This is a genomic window from Enterocloster sp. HCN-30185 (genome assembly GCF_037890305.1).
Taxonomy (GTDB): Bacteria; Bacillota; Clostridia; order Lachnospirales; family Lachnospiraceae; genus Enterocloster.
The window spans coordinates 1-16,256 of the sequence record NZ_JBBKBT010000023.1 but is presented as its reverse complement, the minus strand read 5'-3'; the positions used below and the strand labels follow the sequence as shown (position 1 = coordinate 16,256).

Below are 16,256 nucleotides of genomic sequence, written 5' to 3'. Positions count from 1 at the left end.
GGGTTCGAATCCCGTCTCGCGCTTTCAATTTTGCCCGGTTTTACCGGGCTTTTTTCGTATCGTGTTGCATTTCGTGTTGCATGGCATTTTCTAAAAGCTTATACCAGCCATCCGGATTGCGTTCCTTAAAGAGTTTTATGAGCTCTTCCGGTGATAGATTTTCTTTATTATCTGCGGAGGACTTCTCCGAATTTACAATGCTTTCAAAGTAGTTATCTATGGTATTGTCAACGCGCACACGCTCATCTGAGAAAGTCTGTGTATAGATCCTTTTCATTACCTCATCGGTTTTCCATCCGCCGCGCTCCTGGGCATATTTGTCCGGAATCCTGAGCAGAGCCATAACAGAGGCGTTAAGATGCCGGAGGTCATGGAATGTGATGGGGGACATCCCATTATCATGCTGAAGCTTAATCCAACGGTGATACAGTGCCCTGCCGCTCATAGGTACAAGCACATCACCATCTACCTGGTTGATTAGATTCTGTATGTATGGCGGGATCTGTAAGCGGCGGTTACGCGTTGGGTTTTTAGCCAGTTCTTTACGTACTGGTTTATTGTTAATGTCTACAACTACCTCATGGATTGTAATGTAGTTTCCTGAGATAGACTTGGATTTTGTCAGCCCACGGACCTCAGACATGGAGAAGGACAGCCAGGCTGCCAGCAACACAGGTAATTCGATATCAGTCCCTTTAATGATGTTCAGGACGGTTTTTGCCGGTGGAAGTTCCACCAGTCGGGGCGTAACAGTGGGGAGTTCTATCTGTTCAAAGTCGAGATCATTTACGCCGTATTTGTTCAGCACAGGACGGATCAGTCCCCACTCATTGCGTACACGTTTGGCAGATATGGGCTTACCCTTTTTAGAGGGGCTGTTGGCCGGTCTGCGGGCTTCTGCGCTCAGAGCTTCCTGAAGGATTGTTATATCAATGTCTTTGATGGGTGTATCCATCAGATCGGGAAAAGCGTTCTTCTGGATGCACCGATAGTCCTGAAGCGTAGTGGGAGACCGGTTCAGGTTCTCTCTGGATTCGATATATTTGTCTATTGCCTGGGATAATGTGAGCTTTCCATAATCCTGCCGTTTCCGGATCTTGTCAGGTGTTTTGGATGCCTGAAACTGTGCAGCAGCCAGCTCAGCCCGTTTCCGGCCTGCTGGACTGGGATCGTCATCGGTAAAAGATTCATAGATCCGTTTGTTTTTCCATTTCTGGGTCTTTTCATCATATATTCGTTCCGTGTGGCTGTAGGCCAGACAGCGCCATGAGCCCGACGGAAGTTTCTTTGCGGTTGCCATAATCATTCCTCCTTAAAAATGAGTATAAAAAATACACCTGTACAGGTGCAAGGAGGTATGGTACAATGTAGGTGGTTAAGTTACATTGTGTCAGACCTTCGGGCCTGTACAGAAAATTTATTTAAAGCCGTTCAGTGTTGGTAGCACTGGGCGGTTTTTGCGTTATAAAATTCGATGCATTATTGTAAGTGTTGCTTTTTAAATTGTAAAATATTAGCATATGTAATAATAGCAAAGAACAAGAAAATAAAACTGGTAAGACTAAAAGTTTTTGAACATAGCCAACTAATTATGAGTGAGAGTAAAAACAACAATAAATATCCACCAAGGGTTAGTAACCAAGCTATTTGTTTTTTTAAATTTAGCAAAGCAATTATGCCGGTAACTATAATGAGAATAGATTCGAACTGTTGAAGGGTACTATATTTGATTCCGTCAAAAGAGAAGGAACCCCAAGCACATAGGGCACCAAATATGGTAGTTAGCACCCCGATGGTTCTCATGAGACTATGGTGCAAAGGCATTTGGATAGGTACATTATCATTTGGCCAAAGTAACACACCGGTAGCATTGGCTAATGCTACTGCCGCAGGGGTAAACGTTGAATTAGTTATTACGGCGGCCACATCACAGTTATAAAATTTTGCGCCAGCATATACCTCTTGAATAGCGCTGTTACCAACTGGCGAAGAATAAAATTTGCATTGAATTGCATATTTCTTCCCGTTTGCGTAAGCAATAATGTCCACACCCTGATCTCCGCTTGATTTTGTAATTGAAACTTTAGAAAATCCATGTTTTCTTAAAAGTTCTGCACATTTATATTCGTAGCAATAACCATTTGTTACGGCTTTCAAAATATCACCTACTTTAATCTCAATTCAATCAATTCTTTTTGATAACCTAGAACTCGCGCAACTTGCTCGATAGTATATTGTTGAAATTGAAAATATTCTATTAGAATATCATCGGGAATTAGGAAATCAATAGCAAATTTGTTGGCCTCCTGCTCTTTACGCGAATTAAGAAAGAGAGTTTTATGCTTTATGAAATAGCAGTTTTCACGAGGGTGAAGAATTGCATGACCTAATTCATGCGCCATGACAAATAAGCGCTCATTTCCTTCAAGATTTTCATTTATCCAGATACATTTATTACGCTTTAGATACATATAGCATCCTGATCTCGTGCCGATATCACCAATCGCAACTTCAATTCCGAGTGCCTCAGCTAAAGTAAAAGGATCGTTTGTCTGATATTTTTTTATGTAATAAGCAACTTTCTTTTTAATCGTGTTATTCAAGGCTGGACTCACCTACTTTTTATTTTTGTTGCCATATTTTACTTTGTTCTTTGCTTTTAATCTGTGTAACATAAGATCTACTTGGCCTAAAAAGAGTTCGATATCATCATCAGGTATATCTTCCCCATCATATGCAGCAGGCCCTAAATCTTTATTGAGTAATTTTTCTCTTAGCGAATCAAGATCCTTTTTTATATCTCTTTCATCTCGCATTGTTAATTCTGGCATCAATTTGTTGGATTCATTTTCTCCCATAAGATAACTCACAGAAACATTAAAGTAATTTGCCAATTTTTGGACTTTTTCCATACTGGGTTTATTTGTATTGACTTTACATAACGAACCTCTAGCAAAACCGAGAGCTTTTTCAGTTCCTGTAACAGTTACTCCTTTTTCTTTGCACAACATTTTAATTCTATTATACGTAAGCATAGTACACCTCTCAAAAAAAGTTGAAAAAATTACGCAAATACTATTGACATATTGAAAATTTTACGTATAATAAAAGCATGAGTTGAAAAAAATACGTAAAAAAGCAAAATGCTTAAGTATTCTAATTGGTTTGTGGTAATTCTGATTATAGAATATTTTACGCAAAATGTCAATATTATTACGTGATATTTTCAAACTCGTATATGTGCCGTGTTGGAGCAGGGTTGATAGTAGCAAAAGCGTATTACAGCTTCTTTTCTAAGTGGTAAGCCATCGGCATTTCACCGAAGCACCCGATATAAGACCATGCGACGGTCTTATATCCAAGTTTACGCCACTGATCCGCTAAGTGAGCGGAATAGACGATTCTCTTTATACTATCACCTCCTTTCAAGAGGCGATTCACGGCACATATCATTATTGTAACACAAAAGCAGGAGGTGAAAGAGTGATATTCAATAATGTAAGACACCTTTGTAGAGAGAAAGGAATTTCGATTACAAAGTTAGAAGATGATCTAGGGTTTGCGAGAAGTTCCGTGTGTAAATGGAACAAAAATGAACCCGGAATCCGCAAAGTCCAGAAGGTAGCTGAGTATTTAGGGGTGCCGATTGAGGAACTGCTAAGGGAGACTGAGGACGGGAGGTGAGAGAGGTGGAAGAAAAGGAAAAACCACATTCTGATTGGAGAACGTGGATTATAACAGCGACCATGGTTATTCAGCTTTTGAACTCGATTCAGTATTATCAGGCTTGGAATCAACTTCAGGATTCAACTGAATTGCAGAGTCAGGTGTTGCAATATCAAGTTGAGAGCTTGAAGGCAATAAATCAGGCGCTGGATGGCTGGAAGTAATATCGTTCGTTTGGCTTAAAGTTTAAGAAGGAGGGTACGCAGAATGAACAATTTAAGAAAAGCGACTCTGACAACTCTGGAAGTGGCAGAGATGATGGAAGTTTCACACAACGATGTGTTGAGAAAGTTGGATGGGAGAAAGGATCGTAAGGGATACATTCAGATATTGACTGAAAGCCAAATGGCTGTGAGTGATTATTTTATCCCTTCTACCTATCAGGATGCCAGCGGAAAGGAAAACAAGTGTTATGAAGTTACCCGTATGGGATGTGATTTTCTGGCAAATAAATCAACCGGAGAAAAGGGAGTGCTGTTTACAGCCAGATATGTAAAGCGATTCCATGATATGGAGAATCCCAAAAGTCAGATTCCGCCAACGGAGCATCCGGGAGAGGTGGCGAATCTGCTCAAAGTTCTTTCAAATCGGATGGACAAGCAGGGAATCGCTCCATATAAATCCGCTGAAATGGTAAAGATGGTTTGTGAACAGTTTGGAATTCAGCTTCCTGCTGATTTTGTGAAGGTTCCAGAGTATGAACAGGTAACTTTAAAAGCATTATTAAACGAAGGATAGGAGGGATTGGTTTTGAGAAAAACAGTTTTAAATCAGGTAACTTTTAGTACAGACGACTTGAGCGAAATTCAGGGATGCTTTGTATGTAAGCTGACAGATGGCGTTGACGATGATGGAGATGAAGTGATTTTTCTTACATTCTTCAACCCTATGACAGGAAAGTATATTGAGGTGGAATTTGGAGAACATGGATTTGTTTTCGTTTCGGACCCATATAAAAGTCTGGAATAAGGGAGATACGAGAAGGAAGTTTAAGAGAGGAGGTATCCCACATGACAGCAAGGGAGTACATGGCCTATAGCAGGCAGCGGAGTGATAACATTAAGGCCATTATCGCAGAGCATAAGCAGCGTAAAGGTATGACTGATGCGATGGTAGCCAAGGCGGCAGGCATCAATCCGGGGACATTCGTCCAACGAAAACGGAATCCCGGAACGTTCCGGCTGAATGATCTCTGGGCGATCTGCAACGTGCTGGATGTGCCGGAGGAACAGAGAAATACGATCTTATAGGAGGGAATCATGCAATCAGAAGCAATTAAGTACCAGCCCCCAGTGGAGGGTGTTGTAGTCACCCAGGAAGAGGAGCAGCAGATCCTGAAGCTGGGCCGGATCATGAGGGATCAGCTGGATCAGAGCCATAAGGATGTGCGGCTGTTCGGCCGGCTGTCTATGGTGATGGCATTTCTGTTGGGGATCGAGACGGTGCTGCTGTTGGTGGCTACCGGAATAATAGCGCTGTGAGAGGAGGTGAAATGTATGAATCAGAGATTGAAGCGTAAGATCGAGAAACGCAGGAGACAGCAGATCTGTGAGGCGCTGGATCTGTGCTTGCAGATCAATGGATTGCAGAAGAGTGAGAAGGAGCTTACAGGAAACCATCCCACAGTGAATATGCATTTTTGGGGACATATCGGCATGGTAGATGGGGATTTTTATGCATCTGGATGGAGCAGAGAGGCAGTTGTTACCCGACATTTCGAGGAGCGGCTGGACAGGCCTGGGAAAATGGGTCAGATCCTTTGTGAACTGAAAGAACTGAAAAAGGACCTGCACAGCGGCAACTGTGGTAGGTCCAGAAAATAAAATAATCCACCCTTATTATAAGGGGAAATTTGGAGGAATGCAAGATGTCAATGAAGATCAATAAGTTGGAGATCGAGAATGTAAAACGTGTGAAGGCGGTGAAGATCGAGCCGACCGCCAACGGCCTTACGATCATCGGAGGGAAGAACAACCAAGGGAAGACCTCTGTCCTGGATGCGATTGCCTGGGCCCTGGGAGGGGATCGGTACCGTCCGTCCCAGGCACAGAGAGAAGGCTCCGTAATCCCGCCCAACTTACATATTGTTATGAATAACGGCCTGATCGTGGAACGCCGGGGAAAGAACAGCGACCTGAAGGTGACGGATCCGAACGGGAAGAAAGCCGGCCAGCAGCTCCTGAATGAGTTTGTGGAACAGCTGGCCCTGGACCTTCCCAAGTTCATGGAAGCGACCAGCCAGGAAAAGGCCCAGACCCTTTTGCAGATCATCGGTGTGGGCCCAAGGCTGGCAGACCTTGAACGGCAGGAAAAGGAGCTGTATAACGAACGGACCTATATAGGGCGCACGGCAGACCAGAAAGAGAAGTACGCAAAGGAGCAGCCCTATTATCCGGATGTCCCTTCTGTTCCTGTATCTGCTTCCGAACTGATCCGCCAGCAGCAGGAGATCCTGGCACAGAACGGGGAGAACCAGAGGAAGAGGGAGCGGCGCCACCAGCTGGAGCAGGAATACCAGTCCGTCACGGAACAGATCCAGGCGCTCCTTGCAAAGCAGGGGCAGCTGGAGGCAGACCTTAAGATTGCAAGGGAGACCTCAGAAGGGCTTACGGACCGGTCTACCGCAGAGCTGGAGGAGAATATCTCCAATATCGAGGAGATCAACCGTAAGGTGCGTGCAAACCTGGACAAGGATAAGGCGGAAGAGGATGCCAAAGGATACCGGGAGCAGTATAAACGGCTGACTGCCCAGATCGAGGAGATCCGGAGCCAGAAGACAGACCTGTTAAAAGAGGCGGACCTGCCCCTTCCAGGCCTGGGCGTGGAAGACGGGGAACTGGTCTACCACGGACAGAAATGGGACAACATGTCCGGCTCCGAACAGCTGAAGGTATCCACTGCCATTGTGCGCAGGCTGAACCCGGAATGTGGGTTTGTGCTGCTGGATAAGCTGGAGCAGATGGATCTGGATACCCTGCATGAGTTCGGGCAGTGGCTGGAGCAGGAAGGGCTACAGGCCATTGCAACCCGCGTATCGACGGGAGGGGAGTGCAGCTTGATCATTGAGGACGGATATGTAGCCGGACAGGAACATCCGGCAGCAGAAGAAAAGAAGGAATGGAAGGCAGGTGTATTTTAAATGGAGATCATCAGAGGAAAACTGCCGGGGGCAAAAAAGGTAGTGGTTTACGGGCCGGAGGGCATCGGGAAGAGTACCTTTGCTTCCCGGTTCCCGGATCCGCTGTTTATTGATACAGAGGGAAGCACCAAGGACATGGATGTAGCCCGGACGAAAGCACCCAGCAGCTGGATGATGCTGATGGAGCAGGTGATGTATGTAAGGAAGCACCCGGAGCTCTGCCGCACATTGGTCATTGACACAGCGGACTGGGCGGAAATGCTCTGCGTTACCCAGCTGTGTGACAAGAACCAGAAGAACAGTATTGAGGAGTTCGGCTATGGAAAGGGGTATGTATACCTCCAGGAGGAGTTCGGGCGGTTCCTGAACCTGTTGGAAGAGGTAGTAAAGGTTGGGATCCATGTGGTTTTGAATGCCCACGCTAAAATGCGCAAGTTCGAGCAGCCGGATGAGCTGGGCTCTTATGACCGCTGGGAGATGAAGCTGAGCAAAAACGTGGCCCCCATGGTAAAGGAATGGGCAGATATGGTGCTGTTTGCCAATTATAAAACCTTTGTGGTGAACGTGGACGGCCAGGGAGCCCAGAAGGGGAAGAATAAGGCCCAGGGCGGAAAACGGGTCATGTATACGGCCCACCACTGCTGCTGGGATGCAAAGAATCGGTACGGGCTGCCGGAAGAACTGTCCTTTGAGTACGCAGGGATCCGGCATATCATAGAACCCTCCGGGGGGACGGAAAAGGCAGAAACACCGCCGGTTAAAGAGGCAGCTCCGCCAATCCCGCCAGTACAGGCACCACCTGAAACAACAGAACCTCCGGTCAGTAACAAGGGCCATGAGGAACCTGCAAAGGAAGAGAAGGCAGCGCCACCAGTTGGGAATGAGGGCGTGAAGTTGGATCCGAGGATCCCTAAGAAACTGAGGGATCTGATGGCAGCAAATGACGTGTGTGAGTGGGATATGGAAAACGTAGTATTTGCAAAGGGTTATGTCACCGAAGGGACGCCCATCTGGGAATTTGAAACCCAGAACCCGGGAATCATTGACGGGCTTCTAGTTGCATCCTGGGATCAGGTATATGCAGCGATCAAGGAAATGAAGGAAAAAGACGCATTGGTGTTTAATTAAACAGGAGGAACAGAAAAATGGCAGATTTAGGACAGGAAATTGGATGGGATGACGAGATTGAAAACGAGGGGGCGGATTTTGAACCGTTACCGGAAGGCACCTATGAATTTGAGGTGCGCACGATGCAGAGGGGAAGATTCCCCGGAAGCGACAAGATGTGCGCCTGCAATACTGCGGAACTGACACTGGTGATTGTAGATGGTGATGGGAAAGAGCACCAGGTTTTTGAGAGCCTGAAGCTCAACAGCAAGATGGAGTGGCTGTTAAGCCAGTTCTTCTTATGCATCGGCCAGAAAAAGAAGGGAGAAGCGCTGCGTCCAAACTGGAACGCTGTCCCCGGATCCCGTGGGATGGCAGAGATCACAGTCAATGAATATAAAGACAAGAATGGAAACCCAAAGAAGAACAACCGGGTAAGCAAATACCTTGCCCCGGAACCGAAGCAGTTTAAGGCAGGTGTATTCTGATGGAACTGAGGCCTTATCAGGAAGAAGCAAAGGAATCCATTTTTGAGGAGTGGGATAAGGGCGTCCGAAAGACGCTCCTGGTCCTCCCCACCGGCTGCGGCAAGACTGTGGTGTTTGCGAAAGTGGCGGAGGACTGTGTGCGCCGCGGAGACCGGGTTTTGATCCTGGCCCACCGGGGGGAGCTGTTGGAACAGGCAGCGGATAAGATCGGGAAGGCGACCGGCTTGGGATGCGCAACAGAAAAAGCGGAACAGTCCTGCCTGGGGAGCTGGTTCCGGATCACGGTCGGGTCCGTCCAGACCCTCATGAGGGAGAAACGGCTGGGACAGTTCCCGGCCGGTTATTTTAACACGATCATCATTGACGAGGCCCATCACTGCATTTCAGACAGCTACCAGAAGATCCTAAAGCATTTTGATTCAGCCCATGTGCTGGGCGTGACAGCCACACCGGATCGCGGGGATATGCAGAACCTTGGACAGGTATTTGACAGCCTGGCTTATGAATATACCCTCCCAAAGGCGATCCGGGAAGGGTACTTATCCCCGATCAAGGCCCTGACAATCCCGCTGCAGCTGGATTTGTCCGGCGTATCCATGCAGTCCGGGGACTTTAAGGCAGGCGATATTGCAACCGCCTTGGATCCGTACCTGTACCAGATCGCGGATGAGATGGAGAAATACTGTAAAGACCGTAAAACAGTGGTGTTCCTCCCGCTTGTAAAGACCAGCCAGAAGTTTAAGGAGGTCCTGAACGAAAAGGGCTTCCGTGCAGCGGAGGTAAACGGGGAAAGCAAGGACCGGGCGGAAGTGCTGGAAGCCTTTGACCGGGGGGACTATAACGTCTTGTGCAACTCCATGCTACTGACGGAAGGATGGGACTGCCCCTCTGTTGACTGTGTGATCGTACTGCGCCCCACGAAGGTGCGGAGCCTGTACAGCCAGATGGTAGGGCGGGGGACCCGTCTCTGCGAAGGGAAGGATCATCTCCTTCTGTTGGACTTCCTGTGGCATACGGAGCGCCATGAGCTGTGCCACCCGGCAGACTTGATCTGCGAGAAGAAGGAAGTGGCCCGGAAGATGACCGAAAACCTGGAGGAATCCGCCGGCTGTCCGGTAAACCTGGAGGAGGCGGAGAAACGGGCTTCCGAGGATGTGATCGCAGAGCGTGAGGAATCCCTTGCCAAGCAGCTGGCGGAGATGAAGAACCGTAAAAAGAAGCTGGTGGATCCATTGCAGTTTGAAATGAGCATCCAGGCGGAAGACCTGGCCGGGTATGTACCTGCCTTCGGGTGGGAGATGGCCCCGCCGTCAGACAGCCAGAAACGGGAGCTGGAAAAACGGGGGATCCTTCCGGATGAGATCGACAACGCAGGGAAGGCAGGCAAGATCCTGGACCGTCTCCATAAGAGGCAGGAAGAAGGGCTCACAACCCCGAAACAGATCCGGTGCCTGGAAAAATACGGGTTCCGCCATGTGGGTACCTGGAGCTTTGAAGCAGGCAAGCATATGATCGACCGGATTGCAGCAATGGGATGGAGAGGGGCGCCTCCGGGTGTGGATCCCGGGACGTATATACCAGAGAAATAAGGAGCAGTAAGACATGGAACATAACCAGTATGACCTGTTGGAGGTCTTGGATCATATAGAACCGGCTGAACTGGATTACCAGCAGTGGGTGAACGTGGGGATGGCCCTGGAGATCGAGGGATACGGCGTGGACGTCTGGGATGCCTGGAGCCGCAGGGACCCCGGCAGGTACCATCCTGGGGAATGCCGGAAGAAATGGGCGGGGTTCCATGGGGCAGGATCCCCGGTGACCGGAGGGACCCTTGTACAGTATGCAAGGGAACAGGGATGGACGCCTCCCTGCGACCCGGGCGTGGCCCTTGGATGGGATGATACCATATCAGCCGAAGGCGTGGTGGTGGACAGCAACTGGGTAGAAGACAAGGACGTACAGGAGCCATTAAGATGGAACCCGGCGGACGAGCTGATCCGTTACTTGGAGGCCCTGTTTGAGGCAGGGGAAAACGTAGGGTATGTGGTAAAGAGCTGGCAGAAGGATGAGAAATGGCTGCCGGCTGATAAAGGTGCATATGACCGCACGGCAGGGGAGCTGATCGAGGCATTATCTGCCTGCGGCGGGGACATAGGGAAAGTCCTGGGGGATTATAACAGCGAGGCGGGCGCATGGATCCGTTTCAACCCCCTGGACGGAAAAGGCGTCCGGAATGAAAACGTGACTGAATACCGTTATGCCTTAGTAGAATCGGACAGCATGGAGATCGGCAAGCAGCATGCCCTGATCCGGGAACTGGAGCTTCCGGTGGCCTGTCTGGTCCATTCCGGCAGGAAGAGCCTCCATGCCATTGTACGGATCGATGCGGCGGATTACGGGGAATACCGCAGGCGGGTGGATTACCTGTATGACATCTGCCGCAGGAACGGCCTGGAGATCGACCAGCAGAACCGGAACCCGTCCCGTTTATCGCGGATGCCGGGCGTCATACGCGGGAGCCAGAAACAGTTCCTGGTAGATACCAACATCGGAAAAGGGAGCTGGGAAGAGTGGAAGGAATGGATCGAAAGCGTCAATGACGACCTGCCGGATCCGGAAGGCCTTGGAGATGTGTGGGAGCAGATGCCGGAGCTGGCCCCGTGCCTGATCGAAGGGGTGCTCCGCCAGGGCCATAAGATGCTGATCGCAGGCCCTTCCAAAGCCGGAAAATCCTTCCTGCTGATCGAACTGTGCATTGCCATTGCAGAAGGCCGCAAATGGCTCTCCTGGCAGTGTGCACAGGGGCGTGTACTGTATGTAAACCTGGAGCTGGACCGTGCCAGCTGCCTGCACCGTTTCAAGGACGTATACCAGGCCATGGGGTTGCCGCCGGAACATCTGGGGAACATTGACATATGGAACCTGAGGGGCAAATCAAGGCCCATGGATAAGCTGGCCCCGATGCTGATCCGGAGGGCGGCAAAGAAGAATTACATTGCAGTTATCATTGACCCGATCTATAAGGTCATTACCGGGGATGAGAACAGTGCGGACCAGATGGCGAACTTCTGCAACCAGTTTGACAAGGTATGTACCGAACTTAAAGTAGCCACCATTTACTGCCACCACCACAGCAAGGGCAGTCAGGGCGGGAAGAAGTCCATGGACCGTGCATCCGGTTCCGGAGTGTTCGCCCGCGACCCGGATGCCATGCTCGACATGATCGAGCTGGAGCTGTCAGAGGATGTCTTAAAGGCGGAGGAAAACAAGGCGGTCTGTGCAGCCTGTAAACAGTATCTGGACGCCCATTTTAAGTGGGAGGATGACCTTTCCGAGGATGACCTGTGCAGCGCCTACCAGATGATGAATTACTGCGAGAACCTGCTGGACAAGTGGCAGTGGCTGAACCTGCAGCGCATCGTGGAAGAGGCAAAGAAACGGGCCAGGGGGCTGACGGCGTGGCGGATCGAGGGAACACTGAGGGAGTTTCCGAAGTTCCCGGCAGTCAATGCCTGGTTCAGCTATCCGGTCCATCAGATGGACACTGTGGGAGTGCTGGGAGATATCCAGCCAGAGGCAGAGATGCCACCGTGGAAGCGGGCTATGGACAAACGAAAGCCCAAGGAACAGAAGGCAAAAGAGCGGAAAGAATCCATTGCAACGGCTTATGATGCCTGCACAACAGATGGAAAAGTGACCGTTTCTGACCTGGCTGAGTACCTGGGAGTGACAGAAAAAACGATCCGGAACCGATTAAAAGAGCACGGAGGATTCGTGATAGACGATAGTGAAGTAAGGAAAAAAACGTAAAAATTCCCTTTTCACTAGGGAAGAAAAAAACATAATTGACGTTATTTTCACTAAGGAAAAAAACATACAAAATACGTTCTTTTCCCTAGGGAAAAAATGAGGGAAAAAAACAGGTTTTACGTTCTTTTCCCTAGGGAAGAAAAAAACTACCCCCCTAAAGGGGGGTAAATAAGTATTTTTCCCTGACGGTCAAAAGGGGGAAAGTAGTCGTGCGTCAGCTTTCGCACGACGACTCCTTCCCCTGTTCTTTGACAAATCTGTTTTTTCAAACAATGCAATTTCAAACTTTAAAGGAGTAAAGCGAATGGAAATAAAAAAATACTGCTGCACCTGCAAGTGGTATTCCCAGTTTGAGGGGGTGTGCTGCAATGGGGAAAGTGAACACAGGGCATACTTCCGGTTCATGGATGATACCTGTGAACAATGGGAGACCAACACGATAGAATTTTTTATGGCAATGATCCCCCCGACCGTCACGCATCAGGAAAAGCAGGTGCATGTGGTAAAGGGAAGGCCGGTATTTTATGAGCCGCCGGAATTAAAAGCGGCACGGCAGAAGTTGATGGGGCATCTGGCAAAGCACCGGCCGGCGCAGCCGTACCAGGAAGGGATCCGTCTGGTGGTAAGATGGTGCTTTCCAAGAGGGAAGCAGGCAGACGGTACATACCGCACCACGAAGCCGGATACGGACAACCTGCAGAAGCTTTTAAAGGACTGCATGACAGCCTGCGGATACTGGAAGGATGATGCCCTGGTAGCGTCGGAACTTGCGGAAAAGTTCTGGGCGGAGGTACCTGGGATCTATGTGAGGATCGAAAGCCTATGACCTATGATGATGTGGAGATCCTGACCGACCAGGAAGTGAAAGGGATCTACAACGATGTGTATAACAGTTTTTGGCTGCGGTATTACCATCGGGTACCGGATCCCCAGTCAGAGGAATGGGAGCAGATCGTGGGGCAGGAGAAAAAGCTGCGAGGAAAGTACAAAAATTGTCCGCTGGTTGTTCACCAGATCCAGGATCTGATGGATCAGCTGGAAGCCAGAAGCAGAAAGGGGCAGAAGAAATGAAACAGCTAAAGAGTGAACCGGTCTATATCTGCAGCATATGCGGGAAGGATATAGCCGGGGATCATGTATATATCAAAACAAGGAGAGGAACAGAGCAGCATATCCATTATGGGTGTATGCCGTGCAGGAAAGGAAAAGAGCTATGGAGAGATTAACACATCCCCGCAATAGCGGGATCAAGACGGGATACTGGAGCCCAAATAAGAAAGATGAGCTGGTTGAGCGGTTGGCAGCGTATGAGGATACCGGGCTGACACCGGAAGAAATCGAACGGCTTAAGGAGCAGCACCGCTGGATCCCGGTGGAGGAGAGACTGCCGAAGCTAGGAGAACCAGTCTGGGCGACTGTAAAACATTCTAAATGGATCAGCGATTATGACGCTGACTGGCTTCCAGACGAAGAGAAGAAGTATCATCCAGAAAGCTATGGTGTGTATAAGGCAGAATATATAGGCGAAGGGATCTGGCAGTACTCCGATGATTATAACGAATGGGTATACTGTGATCTAGTGGAAAAAGAGAAAAGGAATCTGGCAAATGTGTATGACACAGTGACTGCCTGGCAGCCGCTGCCGGAGCCATACCGTAAGGAGGAAAAGACCAAATGAGAAAATGCTGTGGAACTTGCAGATGGCACAGCCATGAAGATATATCAGACGGTTGGGTATGCGTAAATGATGAGAGTGATTACTGTACAGACTGGACGGATTACGACCACTGCTGTGAGGATTGGGAGGAGAGAGAATGAGAGCGTATCAGTGCAGTAGATGTGATAAGCTGCTTGATCTGGATGATTACTGCACCTGTTCGGTTTTGGGAGATATGAGGCCGGGTCACAGATGGAAAGGAGCGGCAAAAATATGCCGGGAATCCTTTGAACAGCTTCCAGAAAAGCAGATATGGCATGAAAAATTTAGTTGGGAAGATTAAGACGTTAGTTGTAGTAAACAGTTGTGGTATTAAACAAGTAGTTGTTGTATTAAGGCAGAAAATTAAGGTTTGACGGAGGTAGACCATGAATAGATGGGTACTGATTGATTATGATTTCAGAGACAAATTACCAAAGGAGGATTGTGAGATATGGATCACTAGGGTATGTTTCACAGGCGAAAGATGGGTGCAGAAGGTGGATTTCTATGCAGATGCGCAGGATATCGAGTATGATGGGACAATTGCGTGGATGGTTGCAGAGGATGATGTAATGCCAAAACCTTGTAATGCCAGGCATACTACGGTGATTCAAGCTGTACGTTATTAAGATTTCGGAAAGAGAGATTCAAGGTGATTATAGGATTACATGATGCGGAGAAAGATCACATAAAGCGTAAGACATTTAAGGTTTGGAGGAGGAATTGACCCTGAGCGAAGAAGTGATAGGAATAAAGGAATGCAGAGATTTACGGATGTATATTCATGAGTTTACAAAAGGCTGTGTTCTGACAAAAGGTGAATATCGGGACATTATGATTGTCCTGGGAAGGGCGGCCGATCGATTGGAGAAGTCAGGACAGGTAATTCCTGAAAACTGACATTTAGGAGAGGATCATGGGAGAATGGAAGAGAACTATGGATATTCTGCCGCCTGAGAATCTGACGGTGGAAACCAAGATTGATGATGGTGTATTTATCCGAAATCAGCAGAAGCTGTACCGGTACAAGAATCTATGGTTTGCCCTAGATGGGAGTATGTATGTGTATTATACGCCGACACATTGGCGGGAGATTTTTTAGGAGGACAGATGATGAAAAATAAAGAGGGTTATCCGGATCCAACCGCAGGCAGGGCAATCAGGAATGCGGATCAGCAGCCAGAACAGGTGCAATGGTATTTCAGGACTGTTCGTGAACTGGCTAACCTGGTAGATCTGGAAGTGGAGAAACTGCCGAAGATACGCGATAAGAAAACCGGGAGGTTGTGGCCGTGAATGTACTTAAGGGCGTGGTAATTATTCTGTGGGCCATAACAGGGACAATCAATTTGATATGGCACAATATAGACCGCTGGGATTACCTGATGGTCTGGGGCTCCCTGATGGCGGTGCTGATGATCTGGAGGTGATGTTATGCCGGCACCAGTATATTATGACCTGTACGACTGCGGGAAGCTTGTGGGGCGGTACAGCGGCATCGAGCTGCAAAAGAGATTTGGTTGGAAGTGCAGGCCTCAGGTTGATAAGTACAGCGACATGGGAATCCTGTACCAGAAGAGGTACCTGATTGTCCGAGTGGATATGGAAACCTGGGCGGATGAGTGGGATGAGGCCAGACAGAGGATTTTGAGGGCGAGGAGGTGATACCGTTGGACAAGCAGATATTAGAGCAGTACATAGACGCCTGTGAGCTGATTAAGGATACCAAGGATGAGATTCGGAAGTTGAGAAAGCGCCGCAGCCAGATGCAGAAGGACAGTGTTAAGGGCTCTGCGCATGAGTTCCCTTACACCTTACAGACCTATCATCTGGAGGGGCTTGGGTATGCAGCTGTTAAGGATCCGGATGAGCTGGATCGTATGGAGGAGCTGCTGGCGGAGCGGATCCGGAACGCAGAGAAGATCAAGCGTCAGGTGGAAGCATGGCTCAATACAGTTTCACCCAGGATGCAGCGGATAATCAGGTACAGAGTGTTCGAGGATATGACTTGGGAACAGGTTGCAATGCGAATGGGAAGAAGGGCAACGGGAGAGAGCGTTAAAAAAGAATTTCAGAGATTTTTGGAAGTGGCTTAAAATTTGTCCCATTTGTCCTGAATGTCCCACTTCAAAATGTTATAGTGTACCATGAAGCCAAAGGCATACAGCCGGCGGCTTTCATACTTACCGAAATGTCGGCCGCCAGGTGTCACAGCCCGGTGGCCGGTTCGTCTGGCTCTGGTTCCATCCCAGGGCTGGACGCCCCCTTCTCCGGATCCTTAGCTCAG

27 protein-coding genes are annotated in these 16,256 nt (G+C 48.7%); 23 read left to right on the top strand and 4 right to left on the bottom strand.

The genetic code is table 11. The features are described 5' to 3' along the window. Positions 1–40 precede the first annotated feature (40 nt). The 4 genes from WKT10_RS15345 to WKT10_RS15330 form a co-directional block, all read right to left on the bottom strand. The gene (locus tag WKT10_RS15345; protein ID WP_340277993.1) at positions 41–1,300 is read right to left on the bottom strand and encodes a tyrosine-type recombinase/integrase; all 1,260 of its coding nucleotides are present in this window, start codon (positions 1,298–1,300) and stop codon (positions 41–43) included. Between the two features lie 179 nt (positions 1,301–1,479). Continuing rightward, positions 1,480–2,157, bottom strand: a complete 678-nt coding sequence (locus WKT10_RS15340) for a restriction endonuclease (RefSeq protein ID WP_340277992.1) — start codon at positions 2,155–2,157, stop codon at positions 1,480–1,482. Between the two features lie 8 nt (positions 2,158–2,165). Beyond that, positions 2,166–2,603 carry an ImmA/IrrE family metallo-endopeptidase gene (locus tag WKT10_RS15335; RefSeq protein ID WP_340277991.1) on the bottom strand — a complete coding sequence of 146 codons (438 nt, stop codon included), beginning with the start codon at positions 2,601–2,603 and terminating at the stop codon, positions 2,166–2,168. A 12-nt stretch (positions 2,604–2,615) separates the two neighbouring features. Then, a complete protein-coding gene (locus WKT10_RS15330) occupies positions 2,616–3,035 on the bottom strand; it encodes a helix-turn-helix domain-containing protein (protein ID WP_340277990.1) in 420 nt (139 codons plus the stop codon). Between the two features lie 448 nt (positions 3,036–3,483). Between WKT10_RS15330 and WKT10_RS15325 the strand changes: the two genes are divergently transcribed. The 23 genes from WKT10_RS15325 (at position 3,484) to WKT10_RS15215 (ending at position 16,065) form a co-directional block, all read left to right on the top strand. Then, on the top strand, positions 3,484–3,684 hold the full coding sequence (locus tag WKT10_RS15325) for a helix-turn-helix domain-containing protein (protein WP_340277989.1): 201 nt from the start codon (positions 3,484–3,486) through the stop codon (positions 3,682–3,684). Between the two features lie 5 nt (positions 3,685–3,689). Further along, positions 3,690–3,890, top strand: coding sequence for a hypothetical protein (locus WKT10_RS15320; protein ID WP_340277988.1), 201 nt, complete (start codon positions 3,690–3,692; stop codon positions 3,888–3,890). 43 nt (positions 3,891–3,933) lie between these two features. Next, positions 3,934–4,464: a Rha family transcriptional regulator gene (locus WKT10_RS15315; RefSeq protein ID WP_340277987.1), complete on the top strand. Its 531-nt coding sequence runs from the start codon at positions 3,934–3,936 to the stop codon at positions 4,462–4,464. A 12-nt stretch (positions 4,465–4,476) separates the two neighbouring features. Beyond that, on the top strand, positions 4,477–4,695 hold the full coding sequence (locus WKT10_RS15310; protein ID WP_340277986.1) for a hypothetical protein: 219 nt from the start codon (positions 4,477–4,479) through the stop codon (positions 4,693–4,695). Positions 4,696–4,736: 41 nt separating this feature from the next. Continuing rightward, entirely contained in the window at positions 4,737–4,976 is a 240-nt protein-coding gene (locus WKT10_RS15305; RefSeq protein WP_340277985.1) for a hypothetical protein, read from the top strand. A gap of 9 nt (positions 4,977–4,985) precedes the next feature. Then, a complete protein-coding gene (locus tag WKT10_RS15300) occupies positions 4,986–5,207 on the top strand; it encodes a hypothetical protein (protein WP_340277984.1) in 222 nt (73 codons plus the stop codon). Between the two features lie 15 nt (positions 5,208–5,222). Next, positions 5,223–5,549, top strand: coding sequence for a hypothetical protein (locus WKT10_RS15295; RefSeq protein ID WP_340277983.1), 327 nt, complete (start codon positions 5,223–5,225; stop codon positions 5,547–5,549). Positions 5,550–5,593: 44 nt separating this feature from the next. After that, entirely contained in the window at positions 5,594–6,865 is a 1,272-nt protein-coding gene (locus WKT10_RS15290; RefSeq protein WP_340277982.1) for an AAA family ATPase, read from the top strand. Then, positions 6,866–7,993, top strand: coding sequence for an ATP-binding protein (locus tag WKT10_RS15285; RefSeq protein WP_340277981.1), 1,128 nt, complete (start codon positions 6,866–6,868; stop codon positions 7,991–7,993). It begins immediately after the preceding gene. Positions 7,994–8,010: 17 nt separating this feature from the next. Beyond that, the gene (locus WKT10_RS15280; RefSeq protein WP_340277980.1) at positions 8,011–8,460 is read left to right on the top strand and encodes a DUF669 domain-containing protein; all 450 of its coding nucleotides are present in this window, start codon (positions 8,011–8,013) and stop codon (positions 8,458–8,460) included. Further along, complete coding sequence (locus tag WKT10_RS15275) at positions 8,460–10,049, top strand: DEAD/DEAH box helicase (RefSeq protein WP_340277979.1); 1,590 nt, start codon at positions 8,460–8,462, stop codon at positions 10,047–10,049. The genes WKT10_RS15280 and WKT10_RS15275 overlap by 1 nt, the downstream gene beginning before the upstream one ends. Before the next feature lie 13 nt (positions 10,050–10,062). Then, on the top strand, positions 10,063–12,270 hold the full coding sequence (locus WKT10_RS15270) for an AAA family ATPase (protein WP_340277978.1): 2,208 nt from the start codon (positions 10,063–10,065) through the stop codon (positions 12,268–12,270). A gap of 304 nt (positions 12,271–12,574) precedes the next feature. Then, the gene (locus tag WKT10_RS15265) at positions 12,575–13,096 is read left to right on the top strand and encodes a RusA family crossover junction endodeoxyribonuclease (protein WP_340277977.1); all 522 of its coding nucleotides are present in this window, start codon (positions 12,575–12,577) and stop codon (positions 13,094–13,096) included. Next, entirely contained in the window at positions 13,093–13,341 is a 249-nt protein-coding gene (locus WKT10_RS15260; protein ID WP_340277976.1) for a hypothetical protein, read from the top strand. Before WKT10_RS15265 ends, WKT10_RS15260 begins: the two co-directional genes overlap by 4 nt. 142 nt (positions 13,342–13,483) lie before the next feature. After that, entirely contained in the window at positions 13,484–13,948 is a 465-nt protein-coding gene (locus WKT10_RS15255; RefSeq protein ID WP_340277975.1) for a DUF551 domain-containing protein, read from the top strand. Beyond that, positions 13,945–14,088, top strand: a complete 144-nt coding sequence (locus WKT10_RS15250; RefSeq protein ID WP_340277974.1) for a hypothetical protein — start codon at positions 13,945–13,947, stop codon at positions 14,086–14,088. Before WKT10_RS15255 ends, WKT10_RS15250 begins: the two co-directional genes overlap by 4 nt. Beyond that, positions 14,085–14,270 carry a hypothetical protein gene (locus WKT10_RS15245; RefSeq protein ID WP_296035350.1) on the top strand — a complete coding sequence of 62 codons (186 nt, stop codon included), beginning with the start codon at positions 14,085–14,087 and terminating at the stop codon, positions 14,268–14,270. Before WKT10_RS15250 ends, WKT10_RS15245 begins: the two co-directional genes overlap by 4 nt. A gap of 85 nt (positions 14,271–14,355) precedes the next feature. Continuing rightward, positions 14,356–14,598: a hypothetical protein gene (locus WKT10_RS15240; RefSeq protein ID WP_340277973.1), complete on the top strand. Its 243-nt coding sequence runs from the start codon at positions 14,356–14,358 to the stop codon at positions 14,596–14,598. Positions 14,599–14,885: 287 nt separating this feature from the next. Then, on the top strand, positions 14,886–15,071 hold the full coding sequence (locus WKT10_RS15235) for a hypothetical protein (RefSeq protein WP_340277972.1): 186 nt from the start codon (positions 14,886–14,888) through the stop codon (positions 15,069–15,071). A gap of 8 nt (positions 15,072–15,079) precedes the next feature. Further along, positions 15,080–15,265: a hypothetical protein gene (locus tag WKT10_RS15230; RefSeq protein WP_340277971.1), complete on the top strand. Its 186-nt coding sequence runs from the start codon at positions 15,080–15,082 to the stop codon at positions 15,263–15,265. Next, positions 15,262–15,399: a hypothetical protein gene (locus WKT10_RS15225; RefSeq protein ID WP_340277970.1), complete on the top strand. Its 138-nt coding sequence runs from the start codon at positions 15,262–15,264 to the stop codon at positions 15,397–15,399. The genes WKT10_RS15230 and WKT10_RS15225 overlap by 4 nt, the downstream gene beginning before the upstream one ends. A 4-nt stretch (positions 15,400–15,403) precedes the next feature. Then, the gene (locus WKT10_RS15220; RefSeq protein WP_340277969.1) at positions 15,404–15,634 is read left to right on the top strand and encodes a hypothetical protein; all 231 of its coding nucleotides are present in this window, start codon (positions 15,404–15,406) and stop codon (positions 15,632–15,634) included. Further along, entirely contained in the window at positions 15,631–16,065 is a 435-nt protein-coding gene (locus WKT10_RS15215) for an RNA polymerase subunit sigma-70 (protein WP_340277968.1), read from the top strand. Before WKT10_RS15220 ends, WKT10_RS15215 begins: the two co-directional genes overlap by 4 nt. Positions 16,066–16,256: the final 191 nt, after the last annotated feature.